The 13,941-nt window shown below is 69.7% G+C and carries 19 protein-coding genes; 7 read left to right on the top strand and 12 right to left on the bottom strand.

From position 1 onward, the window contains the following. Positions 1 to 4 precede the first annotated feature (4 nt). The 3 genes from ASD48_RS35665 to ASD48_RS35660 form a co-directional block, all read right to left on the bottom strand. A complete protein-coding gene (locus ASD48_RS35665; RefSeq protein ID WP_057606007.1) occupies positions 5 to 2,080 on the bottom strand; it encodes a bifunctional DNA primase/polymerase in 2,076 nt (691 codons plus the stop codon). A 152-nt stretch (positions 2,081 to 2,232) separates the two neighbouring features. Continuing rightward, positions 2,233 to 2,379 (bottom strand): hypothetical protein, encoded by a 147-nt coding sequence (locus tag ASD48_RS44575; protein ID WP_157880765.1) that lies wholly within the window; start codon positions 2,377 to 2,379, stop codon positions 2,233 to 2,235. Positions 2,380 to 2,457: 78 nt separating this feature from the next. After that, positions 2,458 to 2,655, bottom strand: coding sequence for a hypothetical protein (locus ASD48_RS35660; RefSeq protein WP_057606006.1), 198 nt, complete (start codon positions 2,653 to 2,655; stop codon positions 2,458 to 2,460). 283 nt (positions 2,656 to 2,938) lie between these two features. On the opposite strand from ASD48_RS35660, the gene ASD48_RS35655 reads away from it, so the two are divergent. The 3 genes from ASD48_RS35655 (at position 2,939) to ASD48_RS35645 (ending at position 4,503) form a co-directional block, all read left to right on the top strand. Continuing rightward, the gene (locus ASD48_RS35655; RefSeq protein WP_057606005.1) at positions 2,939 to 3,820 is read left to right on the top strand and encodes a hypothetical protein; all 882 of its coding nucleotides are present in this window, start codon (positions 2,939 to 2,941) and stop codon (positions 3,818 to 3,820) included. A 141-nt stretch (positions 3,821 to 3,961) separates the two neighbouring features. Then, the gene (locus ASD48_RS35650; RefSeq protein WP_057606004.1) at positions 3,962 to 4,312 is read left to right on the top strand and encodes a hypothetical protein; all 351 of its coding nucleotides are present in this window, start codon (positions 3,962 to 3,964) and stop codon (positions 4,310 to 4,312) included. After that, positions 4,309 to 4,503 (top strand): hypothetical protein, encoded by a 195-nt coding sequence (locus ASD48_RS35645; RefSeq protein ID WP_057606003.1) that lies wholly within the window; start codon positions 4,309 to 4,311, stop codon positions 4,501 to 4,503. Before ASD48_RS35650 ends, ASD48_RS35645 begins: the two co-directional genes overlap by 4 nt. Positions 4,504 to 4,596: 93 nt before the next feature. On the opposite strand, the gene ASD48_RS44570 is transcribed toward ASD48_RS35645, so the two are convergent. The 7 genes from ASD48_RS44570 to ASD48_RS35615 all read right to left on the bottom strand — a co-directional run bounded on the left by ASD48_RS44570 (position 4,597) and on the right by ASD48_RS35615 (position 7,952). Continuing rightward, positions 4,597 to 4,758 (bottom strand): hypothetical protein, encoded by a 162-nt coding sequence (locus ASD48_RS44570; RefSeq protein ID WP_157880764.1) that lies wholly within the window; start codon positions 4,756 to 4,758, stop codon positions 4,597 to 4,599. Beyond that, positions 4,758 to 5,684, bottom strand: coding sequence for a hypothetical protein (locus ASD48_RS35640; RefSeq protein WP_057606002.1), 927 nt, complete (start codon positions 5,682 to 5,684; stop codon positions 4,758 to 4,760). Before ASD48_RS35640 ends, ASD48_RS44570 begins: the two co-directional genes overlap by 1 nt. Beyond that, a complete protein-coding gene (locus ASD48_RS35635) occupies positions 5,668 to 5,850 on the bottom strand; it encodes a hypothetical protein (protein ID WP_057606001.1) in 183 nt (60 codons plus the stop codon). Before ASD48_RS35635 ends, ASD48_RS35640 begins: the two co-directional genes overlap by 17 nt. 4 nt (positions 5,851 to 5,854) lie before the next feature. Continuing rightward, positions 5,855 to 7,087, bottom strand: a complete 1,233-nt coding sequence (locus tag ASD48_RS35630) for a helix-turn-helix domain-containing protein (protein ID WP_057606000.1) — start codon at positions 7,085 to 7,087, stop codon at positions 5,855 to 5,857. Beyond that, the gene (locus ASD48_RS35625; protein WP_057605999.1) at positions 7,084 to 7,302 is read right to left on the bottom strand and encodes a hypothetical protein; all 219 of its coding nucleotides are present in this window, start codon (positions 7,300 to 7,302) and stop codon (positions 7,084 to 7,086) included. Before ASD48_RS35625 ends, ASD48_RS35630 begins: the two co-directional genes overlap by 4 nt. Positions 7,303 to 7,560: 258 nt before the next feature. Then, positions 7,561 to 7,764: a hypothetical protein gene (locus ASD48_RS35620; protein ID WP_057605998.1), complete on the bottom strand. Its 204-nt coding sequence runs from the start codon at positions 7,762 to 7,764 to the stop codon at positions 7,561 to 7,563. Then, positions 7,761 to 7,952: a hypothetical protein gene (locus tag ASD48_RS35615; RefSeq protein ID WP_057605997.1), complete on the bottom strand. Its 192-nt coding sequence runs from the start codon at positions 7,950 to 7,952 to the stop codon at positions 7,761 to 7,763. The genes ASD48_RS35620 and ASD48_RS35615 overlap by 4 nt, the downstream gene beginning before the upstream one ends. A 118-nt stretch (positions 7,953 to 8,070) precedes the next feature. On the opposite strand from ASD48_RS35615, the gene ASD48_RS35610 reads away from it, so the two are divergent. The 3 genes from ASD48_RS35610 to ASD48_RS44565 all read left to right on the top strand — a co-directional run bounded on the left by ASD48_RS35610 (position 8,071) and on the right by ASD48_RS44565 (position 10,335). After that, positions 8,071 to 8,835: a hypothetical protein gene (locus ASD48_RS35610; RefSeq protein ID WP_057605996.1), complete on the top strand. Its 765-nt coding sequence runs from the start codon at positions 8,071 to 8,073 to the stop codon at positions 8,833 to 8,835. A gap of 157 nt (positions 8,836 to 8,992) precedes the next feature. Next, a complete protein-coding gene (locus ASD48_RS35605) occupies positions 8,993 to 9,787 on the top strand; it encodes a hypothetical protein (protein ID WP_057605995.1) in 795 nt (264 codons plus the stop codon). A gap of 371 nt (positions 9,788 to 10,158) precedes the next feature. Then, positions 10,159 to 10,335, top strand: a complete 177-nt coding sequence (locus tag ASD48_RS44565) for a hypothetical protein (RefSeq protein WP_157880763.1) — start codon at positions 10,159 to 10,161, stop codon at positions 10,333 to 10,335. A gap of 64 nt (positions 10,336 to 10,399) precedes the next feature. Here the strand turns inward: ASD48_RS44565 and ASD48_RS35600 are convergent, their stop codons facing one another. Further along, complete coding sequence (locus ASD48_RS35600) at positions 10,400 to 11,944, bottom strand: recombinase family protein (RefSeq protein WP_079074171.1); 1,545 nt, start codon at positions 11,942 to 11,944, stop codon at positions 10,400 to 10,402. Here ASD48_RS35600 and ASD48_RS35595 point away from each other — a divergent pair. Further along, the gene (locus tag ASD48_RS35595; protein WP_107104489.1) at positions 11,935 to 12,561 is read left to right on the top strand and encodes a 3'-5' exoribonuclease; all 627 of its coding nucleotides are present in this window, start codon (positions 11,935 to 11,937) and stop codon (positions 12,559 to 12,561) included. The genes ASD48_RS35600 and ASD48_RS35595 overlap by 10 nt on opposite strands. On the opposite strand, the gene ASD48_RS35590 is transcribed toward ASD48_RS35595, so the two are convergent. After that, positions 12,527 to 13,870 carry a nucleobase:cation symporter-2 family protein gene (locus ASD48_RS35590; RefSeq protein WP_057606119.1) on the bottom strand — a complete coding sequence of 448 codons (1,344 nt, stop codon included), beginning with the start codon at positions 13,868 to 13,870 and terminating at the stop codon, positions 12,527 to 12,529. The genes ASD48_RS35595 and ASD48_RS35590 overlap by 35 nt on opposite strands. Positions 13,871 to 13,941 lie beyond the last annotated feature (71 nt).

The raw sequence follows: 13,941 nt of genomic DNA, 5'->3' as shown, positions 1-13,941 counted from the left end.
GGTATCACCGGGTATCACTCGGTATCGCCCCCGATACCCGGAGCGGAGGGGGGCCGGTAGGCCCCTCCTCCGGTATCGGTACCGCTGCCTCTTTTTCAGCCCTGTGGTTGCGGGCGTCGATCGCATCGTTCTTGAGACCCCTGCGAAGGGGGATCTTGACGCCTTCGCCGTTCATCCACGCGTGCGTCGCGCGCTGGGAGAGCCCCGTGGGCACCCCGGCCTCGTCCATCTTCCGGACGGCCCACTCGATCCGTTCCGCCTCCGTCCACTTCTCGTCCTCCTTCTCCTCCGAGACGAACGGGTCCGGCGCCTCGAACACGGTCCGCACAGGCCCAGCCGGAGCGCCCTTCTCCGCCTCCGACGTCATGACGGCCGTGGCGACGGTCTTGCCGACCTGGTCCCCGAGGGCGCCCTGGTTGTCCTTGCGGAGGATGAGCCGCGTCCGGCCGATGAGGCCGGGCTTCAGCGGTGCCTCGAACTGGCACTCGTACAGGGCACCTTGTACCGCCTGCGCCTTGCGGATGGAGCCCGCCTGCCGGTCCTTGGACTCGTGGCCCACGTGGTCCACGAACAGCCCGCACGCGCCGTGCAGCGTGAACGGCGCGAAGAACTCCCGCACCGCGTTGTCGATGCCGCCGGGATGGTAGGGGTCGCCACCGAGCGACGTGACCGCCGGGTTCAGGGCGTCCAGGGTCACCAGCCTGACCGCGCGCTGCACGTCGTCCGTCAGGGCGTCGCGGTCGAGCGTGGAGTACAGCACGTGGAACCGGCCCTCGATGTGCTCTCGGGTCGCGCCAGCGTGCAGCAGCCGGGCCACGATCACCGTCACCGGGTTGTTGTCGAACTCCCAGTGCACGACGATCCCGCCGTCGGCGAGCGTGCGCGCCTCTACCTCGGCCTGGATGACCGACTTGCCGACCGAGGCGTCTCCATACACCCCGTTCACGAGCCCGGGGTAGAACAGGCCGCTCCTACCTCCGCCCGCCAGCCGGGCGACGGTCGGGGTGACCGTCGCCTGCCCGCTCAGCACGGCGTCCAGGGCCTGCGAGACGGTCATGGTGGCGTTGGTCCGCTGGCTTGCCTCGTACCTGCTGACGAGCCGCTGAGCGGCCTTGTACTCCAGCATCCGTTCGGCCGCTTCGCGCACCGCCGGACTGACGTCCGGGGCGAACACCTCCAGCCCGGTCGGCTGGGCTGGCTCGTCCGGAACGGCCTTGGCCCACGGATCGTCCGCGCTCTCCTTCTCCCTCTCAGCCGCTGCCACCAGGACCCGGCCAACGCCGTCCCGAAGCATCTCCTCCCACTCGCCGGACCGGTACCGGTCTGAGGTGTGCTCCTCGAACATCTCGCCCAGCCGGTCGAATCCGTGCTCCGCCGGGTAGCGGCCGTCCACCGCATCCCGGGCGATCTTGCAGATCGCGATGAAGGCGTTGCAGTGGCGGGATCCGCCTTTGTCCACGGCCTCCCGGTACTGCCCCAGGACCCTGTCCAGGATGTCCGTACGGTCACCCCGGGCATAGTCAGCGCAGAAGTCGTCCACGCCCTCGTCGGACACGGTGCCGCTGTTCCCGGGCGGGCGGAGCCGGACCAGGACGTCATCCGGAACCATGCAGACGGGCCCGGTCCGCAGCCACTGGTAGTGGCCGTGCTCCTTCTCGTGCGGGGTCGGCTCAACGATGATCACGGCGTTCCCGCCCCGGATCTCACCCCACCCCTGGCCCTCGAACCCGGCCGTACTGCTGCCGCACATGAAGCCGCCAGGCAGTTCGAACAGGAAGTGGCGTCGTGTGTCGTCGTTGTCCCGGGTGGACTGGACCGGGCCCTCGTACCTGCCGTTCAACTCGCAGGCCAAAACACCCGTCAGCCTGTCAGTGTGATCCGCGTCGAACGCGACTGCACCGGACGGGCCCATGTGCAGAGCAATGCCCTTGACCCGCTTGCGGAACTTCCCGAACCATCCCCGGATCACCGCCTCGTCCCGGCTGGTCTGGTGCTGCCACCCCGGCCCCAGGAGACTCCCCGGGTTCTTGGACGCGTCGACCGGGGCGATGTACCAGCCCGCCTCCGCGTACGCGAGCATTGCGGTTCCCAGCGCCATTCCCCGCACGTCGGGGATACGGAGGCCGGTCGAGCTTATTCCGGAGCCATTCCGGGTACCCTGGCCATTGACGTTGGCAGCGTCTCCTTCAGGGCCCCTCGGTTCCCGGACCGGGGGGTTTTCTGTTTCCTGGATCATTCCGCCTTACCCCCCGTCGGCCGCAGCAGGCGGCGCAGCGCGACATAGTCCGTCTCGGTCGGCTCCCCGGCCTCCGCGACCCACTCCCGCACGAATGCTGCTCGTGCTTCCCGGGCCTTTTCCGGGTCCTGCTTTCCGCTCATCGTGAGCGCCCTTCTCGCGTGCCTCCTTCTGGGTCTGGTCTCTGGTCATGTGGTCGTTGGTCGGCGGTGCGGGTCGTGCTACTCGGCCGGGCCGGTCTGCTCCATCTCCTCCGCCTCCTGACGGAGCCGGGCGGCCTCGGAGGTCAGGGTGTCTGCCTGGGCCCTCTTCTGTGCGATCAGGTAACGGTGGGCCTCGTCGGGGCGGCCGTATCGCAGGGCCGCCGCCCGGCCGCTCTTGGCCGTCCATTCGGCGGCGGACATCTTGATCCGGGGCATTTCTTCCTCCTGAAATGCAGAAAGACCAGGCCCCTGGCTGGGGCTCTGGTCTGTGGTCTACCTCCATCATGCCCGGTGCATGATGCCCCGCAACCCCCATTTCGATCGCCTTAGATAACGACTTCATATACGGGTTTAATTAATCCCAGCCGGCCAGCACCCGAGGTGTACCTAAACGGAAAGGGACGCACTCCCGATCTCTCGGCATGAAACTAGGAGTGCGCCCTTCATCAGGCTACTCTTATTTCGAAACCTTTCCCACCCGTCGAATTAGGTGGACCGAATGGACGAAATAGGGGTCGCCGTAGCGGCCCGGCGGCTGGGCATTTCCGAGCCCGCCGTCCGCAAGATGATCACCGCCGGTCGGCTGCCCCGCCTGACCGGCTCCGGCCCGGCGCTCGTCGCCTCGGCCGACGTCGACCGCGTGACCCACGAGCGCCGGGCCGACGCGCTGCGCCGCCACCCGGACCCGGCAGCCTTCGCCCGCCAGGTGCGCGAGCACCTGTGGCCCGGTGAGCGGGTCGCCCGGGTGACTCTCGCGGACGGCCGGACCGAGATAGCCGACCCCCAGCAGGCCTACGACCTGTTCGGCCTGAAGCACGGCCGCAAGGCCCTCGCCACCCTGTCGCCGGACGCGGTCGCGCTGTTCGGCTGGGCCGCCGTGGAGACCGCCGCCAGCGACCGGAAGGCGTTCGCTGGTGCCTGCCGTACGTGCTACGCCGACACGGCGGCCCGGGTGCACGGGGGCCTGCGGCCGACCGACGCTCCGGCGTACCGGGTCCTGCTGGGCGACCCGTGCCCGGCCGACCGGAAGCGCTGGGCGGCCGAGGCGGAGCAGCACCGGCGGGAAGTCACCCACGCCCGGATGACCGAGCAGCGTCAGCGTCAGGACGCCGAACGCGCTGCCGCCCGGCAGGAGTTCCAGGCGGCCCGCACACAGGCCGAGACGGCTGCCTCCCGGCTTCGCACGGCGACCCGGGTGTACGCCGCACTGGACCCCTCCGTCGCCCGCGAGGCGGCGACTCAGGCCCGCGCCCGGGGTGCGTTCAAGGCGGTGAGCCGGATGCCGTCGTGGTGCGACTGTGACGCCGACCGCCAGTGCTCCAAGCACGCGGAGACCGACCGACGGGCGGCTCGTCGGCCCCGGCTCGGGCGGCAGCGGTGAGCGCCCCCTGCGCCTGCACAGGGGCGGGCCGCAACCTCCGGCCCTGCCTCACGCACTACGACGCCCTGCCCCCGGCAGAACGCATCCGGGTGCTTCACCGGCTGGGCATTCACAACCCCCTTCCATCCAGGAGGAGTTGACATGCCCAGGGAACTCGACAAGGAGCGCGAGCGCATCGCGGAGGCCGGGCGCGAGGCACTGGCCGACATCCGCCGCACCTCGGACGAGGCGGCGGCGGCCGTGGTGCGCGTGATCGAGCAGCAGACGGGCATCACCCTCGTGCCCCCGGCGGGCCCTTCGATCATGGACGCGACGAAGGAACAGCTCATGGCCGCCGACCTCCGGGCCCAGTACGCGGTGGCCGCGATGAACATCGTCCTGCGGAAGTGGACCTGGGGCGACGCGCAGACCCTCGGGGAGCTGGTGCGCGGCCTGCCCGAGGACGTCCGCGAGCGGATCGCCGACAACCTCGTGAAGGCGGGGCTGTCGTGAGCGACGTACCCATACCGCAGCGCACCGCCGCCCTTGAGCTGGTCACGGCGAACCCCGGCCGCCGGGCGGCGGAGCTGACGGCCCTGTGCCCGTCCGTGATCCTGCGGGCGTGGCTGCCGACGGCCCTGATGGTGCTGCGCGAGTGCTGCACCGTACGCATCGACGACCGGGGCCGGTACTGGCCCACTTGAGCTGGGCGAGCCGTTGGCCGGCCTCAAGTCCCCTCAGCTCAAGGACATATAGAAGCCCCCGCCGGGCGTACCGGCGGGGGCTCCGCGTCTCGGTCAGCTCAGGCTGCTCAGGATGCCGCTCACGGTGGTCCCGAACTCCGAGAAGCCGCCCATGATCAGGATCGTCGCCACGATGGCGATGGCGATCTTGGCGCGGTCCTGCTTGGCGGCGGCCAGCAGCACGCCCAGGGCGATCAGTGCTCCGAACTCGATCATCACGCGTACCCGCCTTCAGTGTCCTTGCGACGTTCCCGGCGGACGGCTGCGCCGACGCTGCCGGGGTTGGCTTCGGGAAGCCGGGCGAGGATGTTCGCCACGGCCTCGGTGTTGCTCGGGGTGATCGCGATCTGCTCGCGAGCAAGCTCGCTGATGCTCGGCTGCTCGCGATCCGTGTTCGGCCCGGTCAGCGGGGCCGTGCTCGCCGTGTTCGCGAGCTGATCGCGAACAGGCTCGGTGTGCTCGATCGTGCTCGCGATCTGCTCGGGCTGCTCGCGAGCAGTGACCCGCTCCAGCTCGGTGGTCTCCGGCGCGCGCTCGGCGTTCAGCTCGGCCGTGATCCGCCGGGCTGCGTCCAGCGCGCGTGTCTCCTCGGCGAGCGCCTTGCGGGCGTAGATGTCGTTCCGCGTCTGGTCCAGCCAGGCCTGGTTCTTCGGGTCCAGCTTGCGGACCGTCAGCTTGAACCGCAGCAGCCAGGCCCCCTTGGAGCCGAGGGGGATCAGGGCGGCGATGACGCCCGCCGCCAGCTCCCCGAGGAGCACCCCGTAGACGACGATGGCGGCCATGGACAGAGCCACGAAGACGGCCCCGGCAGCCTGGGCCCAGCGGGCGGTCTTCGGGTCGTAGCGGGCCTCCCACTCGCCCATGACTGCGTAGATCCACAGGGCATCCAGGACGGCGGCAGCCGGGTAGGCGACGAACGGCGTCACCAGCCGGGCGAGCAGTCCGCCGATGGCCGCGACCGACAGCGCCACGGCCAGCACGGTGATGGCGACGGCCATGCGGAACATGACCCGCTTGACCAGGGCGGGTACGTCCCGGGGCGGGACGGGCACCTCGGCCTTGTACTGCTCCGGCACCATCTGCGTGATGCCGTCGTGGGTGACGGGAACGCTTCGCGTACGGGTCTCAGTCCTGGTGCGCATCGGTGGCGTCTCCCTTCAGGTGGATACGGAGGCCCTCCAGGAGGGTGGCTACGTCTGCGCTCAGCGCGTCTATCTCGGGCTGCTGGGCCGTTACGCGGGCGAGGGTCTGAGCGGCCCTCTCGCGGGCTTCGGCCGCCTTCTCCAGGGCGGCGGTGTCGTGCACCATGGGGTCAGTCCTTCTCTGCTTGGCGGTCGAGGGGGATGGTGAAGCCGTCGGCGGCCTGGGCGACCAGGCCCCGGCGGCGTAGTTGTGTCAGGACGTCGTGCGCGCGGTTGCGCTCGATGCCCAGCTCGCGGGCGAGGTCGGCGGCACCCAGCGGGCGGTCGGCCACGTCCAGTGCCATGAGCGCCTCACGCTGACGCCCCGTGAGGGCGTCCGCCGTCCGTCCGGGTGTCCGTGCGCCCGCCTGACCTGCGCCTTCCGTGCGGACGGGCGGACGGGCTGACGCCTTGACGAGCACGACCGGGCGGGCGAACTCGGGTGCGGCGTACGGGCCCTTACGCTCCAGGGCGGCGAGCCGACCGGCAGACAGCCACAGCCCGTAGACGACGCGCGGAGCGGACATGGCCCGCACGGGCGTCCAGATGAGCATCTGGCCCGAGCGCATCAGCCGGTGCGGCGACCACCCGGCGGAGACCAGTTCCTTGAGGGCGACGCGCGCCGCCTCTTCCGTCTGGAGCTGGTGGACGAGCTTGGCGCTGAACTGGTCGCGGATCTCGGACGGGACGCTGTCCGTCTTCGGGTCCTGGAGTCCGAACCACAGGTGCACGCCGAGTTCGCGGCCGGTCTGGATCACGGTGACTAGGTCGCGCAGGGCGGCGGACGACAGCTCGTTCAGCAGTCGGGACTCGTCCATGACGATCGCCAGGTGCGGCGGCTCGGCCATGAGTGCACGGGCGGGCAGCTCCCGCGTGACGAGGTCACGCAGCCGGGCCTCGATGGCGTCCATCGTGTCCAGGACCGGGCACTTGCCCCGGTAGGCGCGGACGCTGGCTCCCCACTTCCCGTCCCAGGCCTCCAGCGACCAGCGGGGGCTGGCGAAGGCCCAGGCCGCCAGCACCCGCAGCGTGGACGACTTCCCGGAGCCGGTGAAGCCGACCACGAGGATGTGCTGCGCGGGGTCGATCCGCTCGTACCGGCCGAACGGCCCCCGGCGGGCGACCCGGACCGTGGGACGGATCCGGCGCTCGGGGGTCCAGCCGAACAGCCGGGACACGGCGGTGTCGGGCAGCAGGGCGTGCAGGCGCTGCGTCAGGGCGCGGCGGGCGGCCTCGCGGGACTTCGCTGCTTTGCCTGCGTCGATGGCCCGGCGGGCGTCACGCACGGCCTTCCAGGTACGCAGACGGTGCCGCAGGTAGAACCAGCCCCCGACTGCGGCGGCGAGGCACAGGTAGACCTTCACGACGCCCCGCCCCCGTCCGCTTCAAGGAAGTGGATCAGGTCGGCGGTGCGGACCTTCTGGCCTCCGAGCACCCGGACGACGGGCACGGGGAACCGGCCCCGGGCGGCGAGGGTGAAGGCGGTGGTGCGGCTGATACCGAGGGCGCGGGCGGCCCGGGTGAGAGGGACGAGGGCGGGCCAGGCGCGGACTTCGTCGAGGGTGGCGGGGTTGCCCATGCGGGCCTCCGGTCGGGTCGTGACCCGGACCAGCCCCACGCAGCAGAAAGACCACAGACCGCGTGTTGCTGGTCTGTGGTCTTGGTCGTCTTGCTGATCCCAGAGTACGCCGAAGTACGGCCCCGTTCCAGGGGGTTCGGGGCCGTTCGGAGGCCAATCTGAGCTGGGGCTTCAATGGAATTAGTTATGTCGCCGGCCAACGGGCACCGGGGCAGCAAAGAGCCCCGGGCGGGGAGGGCCCGGGGCTCGGCTTCGGGGTCAGGCGCTGTGCCCGATGCGCGGGGCGACTTCGGACGCCTCCGGCGGCAGGATGCACTCGGCCGCGTCGGCGCAGACGACGATGCGGACGTCGGCAGCGGACATGCGGGGGATCCAGTGGGTGATGCCGTTGTCGGTCCAGTGGCCGCAACGGGCGCAGACCCCCGACGCCCGGGACGACGCCATGTCCCAGACCGGGCTCACGGGTTGCTCCGTCCGGCGCAGCGCGAGCACCCGCACGGGGGGAAGGTCAGGCTGTCTACCGGCTCGTCGACGGGCGCCAGGGTGCGCTTCGCCCGGACGAGCGTGCGCACCCGGGTCTCGGGATCGACCCGGTAGATGCCGATCGTCAGGCCGGGGTGTTTGGTCTCGTCACGTTCTGTGGTCGCCATGTGACTCACCATCAGGCTCAGCGGCCCCGGCGCGCGGCGGCGAGGGAGGCGTCATTCCGGCGTCACAGGGGGCGTCAATTCGGTGTCATTGGCGAGGGTGCGCGGGTAGCTTGATCCCATGAGCACACCGAACGCAACGCTCCGGGCCGTGCGGCTCGGACTGGTGATGAGTCAGGACGACTTCGCGCGAGCCATCCGGGAGGCCGGGCAGCGCGCGGGTCAGCCCAACGAGGCGAACAAGCGGCTCGTGCAGCGCTGGGAGGGCGGGGAGACGGCCGCACCCCGCCCGGTGTACGCCCGTGCCCTCGAAGTCGTGACAGGCCTGCCGATCGAGGCTCTGGGGTTCGCAGCCTCCGCGCCTCAGGTGCGGGTGTCCGGCGACGGGCACGGCGGCCACGACGTACAGGACAGCCCTGTGGGCGTCCCGGCCGCCAGCGGCCAGCCAGCCGCCCAGACCGCCCCCCGGGGCAACTACTCGGGCATCTGGCTGTCGACCTACGAGTTCTTCAGCTCGGGGCGCGACGACACGTTCAAGGGGCAGCACTACGTGGTGCTCCTCCAGCACGGCAACCGGCTCACCGGCCGCAGCCTGCCTCAGGGCTCGCTGAACCCGGACAGCCCGCTGACCCTGGACCTCCAGGTCGAGGGCAACATCGTCACCGGTACGTGGACCGAGGCCACGGCGACCGAAGGCTACTACCGAGGGGCGCGGTACTTCGGCGCGCTCCAGATGCTCGTCGAGCCGACCGGCCGTCGCATGGCCGGAAAGTGGGTCGGGTTCGGCAAGGAGTTCGACGTGAACACCGGCCCCTGGGAGCTGCGGTTCATGGACGCCGACACATCCAAGGCCACCCTCGCCCGGTACAACAAGGCGCCGGAATGACCGGTGCCGGACAGCACTGAGCCCCCGCCGATCCGGCGGGGGCTCAGTCATGCGGGGTGCATGGCGTCGGGGTTGTGCTGGCCGGCCTACAACTCGGCAAGAACGCCGGGCATTTGGGCACCCCCAGTTGTCAGTGTCGGGTGGGAGAATTCCGTGCATGAGCGATGAGCTGACCTCACCTGACATGTCCCTCGCCCTCGACGCCCCGCAGAACATCCCCCTGGTGAGTGAGTGGCTGCTCGGCACGAGCGCAGTGCTCGCGTATCACCTCGGGAAGACCGATACGGCTCGGATGATCGCCGACGTGTCATCGATTGAGGTCCGGCTCTGGAACACCGAGTACGACCACGAGGGCTACCGGATCGTGCTTGTGGTGGAACCGAGCCTGTACCCCACGTACACCGAGCCGGAGTTGGAGAACATCGCTGTGGTGATGCGAGACGTGATGTGGGGGTCCAGGAAGTCCGTTGATGAGGTTGTCGCCCGGCCCTCGATTCCTCGCCTCGGCCCGGACTGGCGCAGGCAGGTCAAAACCGCCGACGGCCCCAAGCCCAGCAATCAGGGGCGAAGGCAGCAGCTCGAACCAAGTCACCCCGTGGAGGACCAGCTTCGCTTCACGAACCGGTACGAGCAGCGCGTCTACCAGGTACTCAAGCAGAGGCAGGCCGCGCTGCCGGACAACGAGACGATCGGGATCATGCCGCTCGGCGGGATGCGGGTGAGGGGTTGGACCTTCGAGCCCGACCTGTTGGTCACGTATCGCGGGTACGCCGGTGTGATCGAGATCGACGGGCCCCAGCACAAAGGCCACGCTGGTCGTGACCACAGCCGCAGCCGCCTGTTCCTGCACTCCGGGGTGAAGATCGTCGACCGGCTGAACGTGGAGGAAGTGAACAGCTTGGCCGAGATCGAGAAGTTCGTCGACGACTTCCTGGCCCAGCTCAAGCGGTAGACAGCCCTGATCCCCTGCCGGATCGGCGGGGGATCACCGGACGGGGCTCCTGCGCCTCGGCACAGACGGCGGACGCGCCACGAACCCACCTGTGACCAAGGACACTTGGGCACTTTGGGAGAGAAGCAAACACCGTAAGAACGCCCCAAGAAGTACCCGAGAAGCACCTAGGAAGTACCCAGGAAGTACCAAGGAGCACCCCGGGAAGCCAAACCCCATTTGCAGTCGGCCGAATCGCACTGCCGCGCGCTTTACCTAGACTGCTCATCACATGCAAAGGAGCCCGGCCCCCGCCCAGTTGGCCTACGAAACCGAGGGCGGGAGCGGGCTCCCTGCGTGCACCCCACCAACACGGAATTGGAAGGAGACCCATGCACCATAACCAGCCGGGGCCTGACCTGCACAAGGGGACTCGGGCTCGTCGTGCAGCCGAGCGGCTGAAGCGCTACCGACACGCCTTGCTGCTGCGCGCCGTGCAGGGCGCGGCATACGGCGCGAGCACGACGGCCGCCAGTCTGTTTGTGATCTGGCTGCACTCCCGCTTCTGAGCCAAGAGGGCCCGCCACCTGATGGTGGCGGGCCCTCCGTGTCAGATCTCCACATGCGGGTGAATCAGGCGGCGCGAACCCACCTGAGACGGTCAGTCACGGCGTCCGAGGTGCTGTCGGCGACGCGCTTGATCCGGACCTGACCGAGGAGTTCGGGGGTGAGGAGGAGGGCGGCGACGGTGCGCTGTGCCGTGACGGGCGCAGCCTTCCACCACAAGATCAGGTCGGCCCCGGGGTCGTCGGGCAGAAGTCCGGCGAGCGGGTTGGGCGCGGTGAGTTTGGACAGCTTCACGTCCAGTGCTGCGATGTCCATCTCGATCTCTTCCATGTCGGCGGTGCGGGCAATCCGAGCGCGGGCCGTCTTCGGCGACGGAGCAGCTTCCAGCTCCTTCAACTCGACACGCAGGCGGCTGAGTTCGGCACGGGCGGATGATTCCTCGGTCCCGGCTTCGGGACGACGGCTCAGGGCCGCGTGCCGGTGCGGTACGGACAGGTACGCGAGGATCGCGCCCAGCTCCGGAGCTGACTCGCCGGTCTCCGGGTCGACCGCTTCCAGGTCGCCGATGATCACTCGGTCCACGTCTGCCTGACGGATCCGCAGGCATCCGTACTTCCGGCACACGTAGGCAGCTTGGCCGTGGTGTCCTGTCCCGGACCGTTTGGGGCGGTCTCCGGCGGTGATGGTCATGGCGTTGCCGCATACGTCGCACCGGAGCGTTCCGGTCAAGACGTGCCGCACGGCGCTGGTTACGGTCGACTTCCGGGACGGGTCGGCGAGCACCTCCTGCACGGCGTCGAAGAGGTCGCGGCCGACGATCGCGGGCCAGTTCCCTTCGCTCTCCGTGCCCTTGTGCGTGCGCACTCCGATGTACGCCTTCCGCAGCAGCATGGGGCGCATGTTCTGAGCGGAGATCGGCACGCCCTTCTCACGGCTGACGATCCCGCGCTTCTCCCAGTCGAGGGCGATGCCACGGATCGACTCGCGCTCTCGGCCGTTCCACCCGGCGACGCGCTCGAACAGCTCGACGACCAGCGGGCCTTCGACCGGGTCGGGGTACTGCTCCACGACGCGGGACCGGCCGTCCACCACCTCGTACCGTCGGGCATAGCCGAATGGCCGCTTACCGTGCGGGCGTCCCTCGGCCAGGGCGGAGTCGGTACCGCGCTTGGTCCGCTTCGACAACAGCCGCGCCTCCTTCTCCGCGTCATTGATCCCGCTGATCAGGCTATGGCGGTCGCCGTAGTTCGAGGGGTCGAAGGTCCGGTCGAGGCTGGTCACGTGGATCTTGTACCCGGCTGTCTCACACAGGTCGATCAGCTTGACTCCCTTGCCGGTCTCGCGGGCAAGCCTGCTGATCTCCCACAGGACCAAGACGTCGCCCGGGTCCCCGAACGCACCATCGGCGAGATCGGCCGTCAGCCGGTCGAAGTCGTCGCGGCTCTTGGTCGCGAACTTGGAGGCACTGCCGGTGTCCCTGTACGCCTCGCCCCAGGTCCACGGCCCGTGGTCCTGCTCGGCCGCGAGGTTGTCGCGGTGCTGGTCATCAATGCTGCGGGCCGTGCGGCCCTTGCCCTTGCTGACCCTGAGGTATTCGCGTGCTGCGGTCATCCCCGGCCCCTCCCTGGTGTCTTCTCCCTTCAACCGTAGGTGAGTATTTATCCGTCGACGTCGAGGCGGACGGTCCGATCCCGGGACCGTACTCCCTGCTGAGCCTGGGCGCGGCGGTCGCCGGGCGGCAGGACGCCGACGGGTTCACCGCGGCCGACCCCACCCGGCAGACCTTCTACCGTGAACTGCGCCCGATCAGCGACGGGTTCGTCCCCGAGGCCCTGGCCGTGAGCGGGCTCGACCGGGCGCGTCTGGTCGAGGAGGGTCTCGAACCCGCCCTGGCGCTGGCCCAGTTCACCCGCTGGGTGCGCGAGGTGAGCGGCGACGCCCAGCCGGTGATGTGCGGCTACCCGGCGTCGTACGACTGGACGTTCCTGTACTGGTACCTGATCCGCTTCACCGGGGAGAGCCCCTTCGGGCACTCCGGCTGCCTCGACATGAAGACCCTGTACGCCGCCAAGGCGGGTCTGCCGCTGCGGGCGGTGGCGAAGCGGAGCATGCCCGCCCACCTGCTGCCGAGGCGTCCTCACACGCACCACGCGCTGGACGACGCCGTCGAACAGGCCGAGTTGCTCGCGAACCTCATGGCGTGGCCGGGGCCCGGGACGCCCCGGTGATCTCCTCCCCCGCCTCCATCGGATGGGTGACGTCCGCCGCGTTGCGCCCCTGGCCGACGTGGTTGAAGACCAGGTTGAGCAGGACGGCGGCCAGGCAGCCCGTGGAAATGCCCGAGTCCAGGACGATCTTCGCCGTCTCCGGGAAGGCGTGGTAGAAGTCCGGCGCGGTGATCGGGATGATGCCGACGGCCAGGGAGACCGCGACGATCAGGACGTTGTTGTCCTTCTCCAGGCCGGCCCGGACCAGGGTCTGGATGCCGCTGGCGGCGACCGACCCGAACAGGACCACGCCGGCGCCGCCGAGGACCGGACGGGGTACGACGGCGATGAGTGAGGCGGCCATCGGGCACAGGCCCATCAGGACGAGGAAGCCGCCGCCGGTGGCGACGACATATCGGCTGCGGATCCTCGTCATCGCGACCAGCCCGATGTTCTGGGCGAAGGCGCTGCACATGAAGCCGTTGAACACGGGGCTGAGTGCCGAGCCCAGGGTGTCGGCGCGCAGGCCCGCCGCGATGGTCCGCTCGTCCGCCGGGCGTTCGACGATCTCGCCCAGCGCCAGCATGTCCGCGGTGGATTCGGTCATCGAGACGACCATCACCACGCACATCGACAGGATCGCCGCGAGCTGGAACTGCGGGACGCCGAAGTGGAAGGGAGTGGGGAAGCCGATGACGTCCGCGTCGGCCACCGGACCGAAGTCCGTGACGCCGAACGGGATCGCGACGAGCGTGCCGGCGAGCAGCCCGAGCAGTACGGCGATCTGCTTGACGAAGCCGCGCGTGAAACGGCGCAGCAGCAGCACGATCAGGAGGGTCGCCGCCGCCAGGCCCAGGTTCGTGGTCGACCCGTAGTCCGGTGCCGCGGGGTCGGGACCCTGCGCCCAGCCGAAGGCGACGGGGAGCAGGGAGACGCCGATCAGGGTGATGACCGTCCCGGTGACGACCGGCGGGAAGAAGCGGACCGCCTTGCAGAAGACGGGCGCAGCCAGAAAGCCCAGCAGACCGGCGACGATCACCGCGCCGAAGATGACGGGCAGGGCGTCCCGCTTGTCGTCCGTGGACGCCACGATCGCCGTCATGGGCGCGACCCCGGCGAAGGTGACGCCGTTGACGAAGGGGAGGCGGGCGCCGATCTTCCAGACGCCCAGGGTCTGGAGGAAGGTGGCGAGTCCGGCGGTGAACAGGCAGGCGCCGGTGAGGAAGGTGAGCTCGGTGCCGGTGAGGCCTACGGCCGCGCCGACGATCAGGGGCGGGGCGACGACTCCCGCGTACATGGCGGCCACGTGCTGGAGGCCGCTCGTCGCCATTCTCAGTGCGGGGAGTTTCTCGTCGACGGGGTGGTCGACTGCATGCGGGGACACGGCGGCTCTCCTCCGGT

Source organism: Streptomyces sp. Root1310, assembly GCF_001426425.1.
GTDB lineage: Bacteria > Actinomycetota > Actinomycetes > Streptomycetales > Streptomycetaceae > Streptomyces.
The sequence above is the reverse complement of the archived record's forward strand: the minus strand, read 5'-3'. Positions and strand labels throughout refer to the sequence as shown.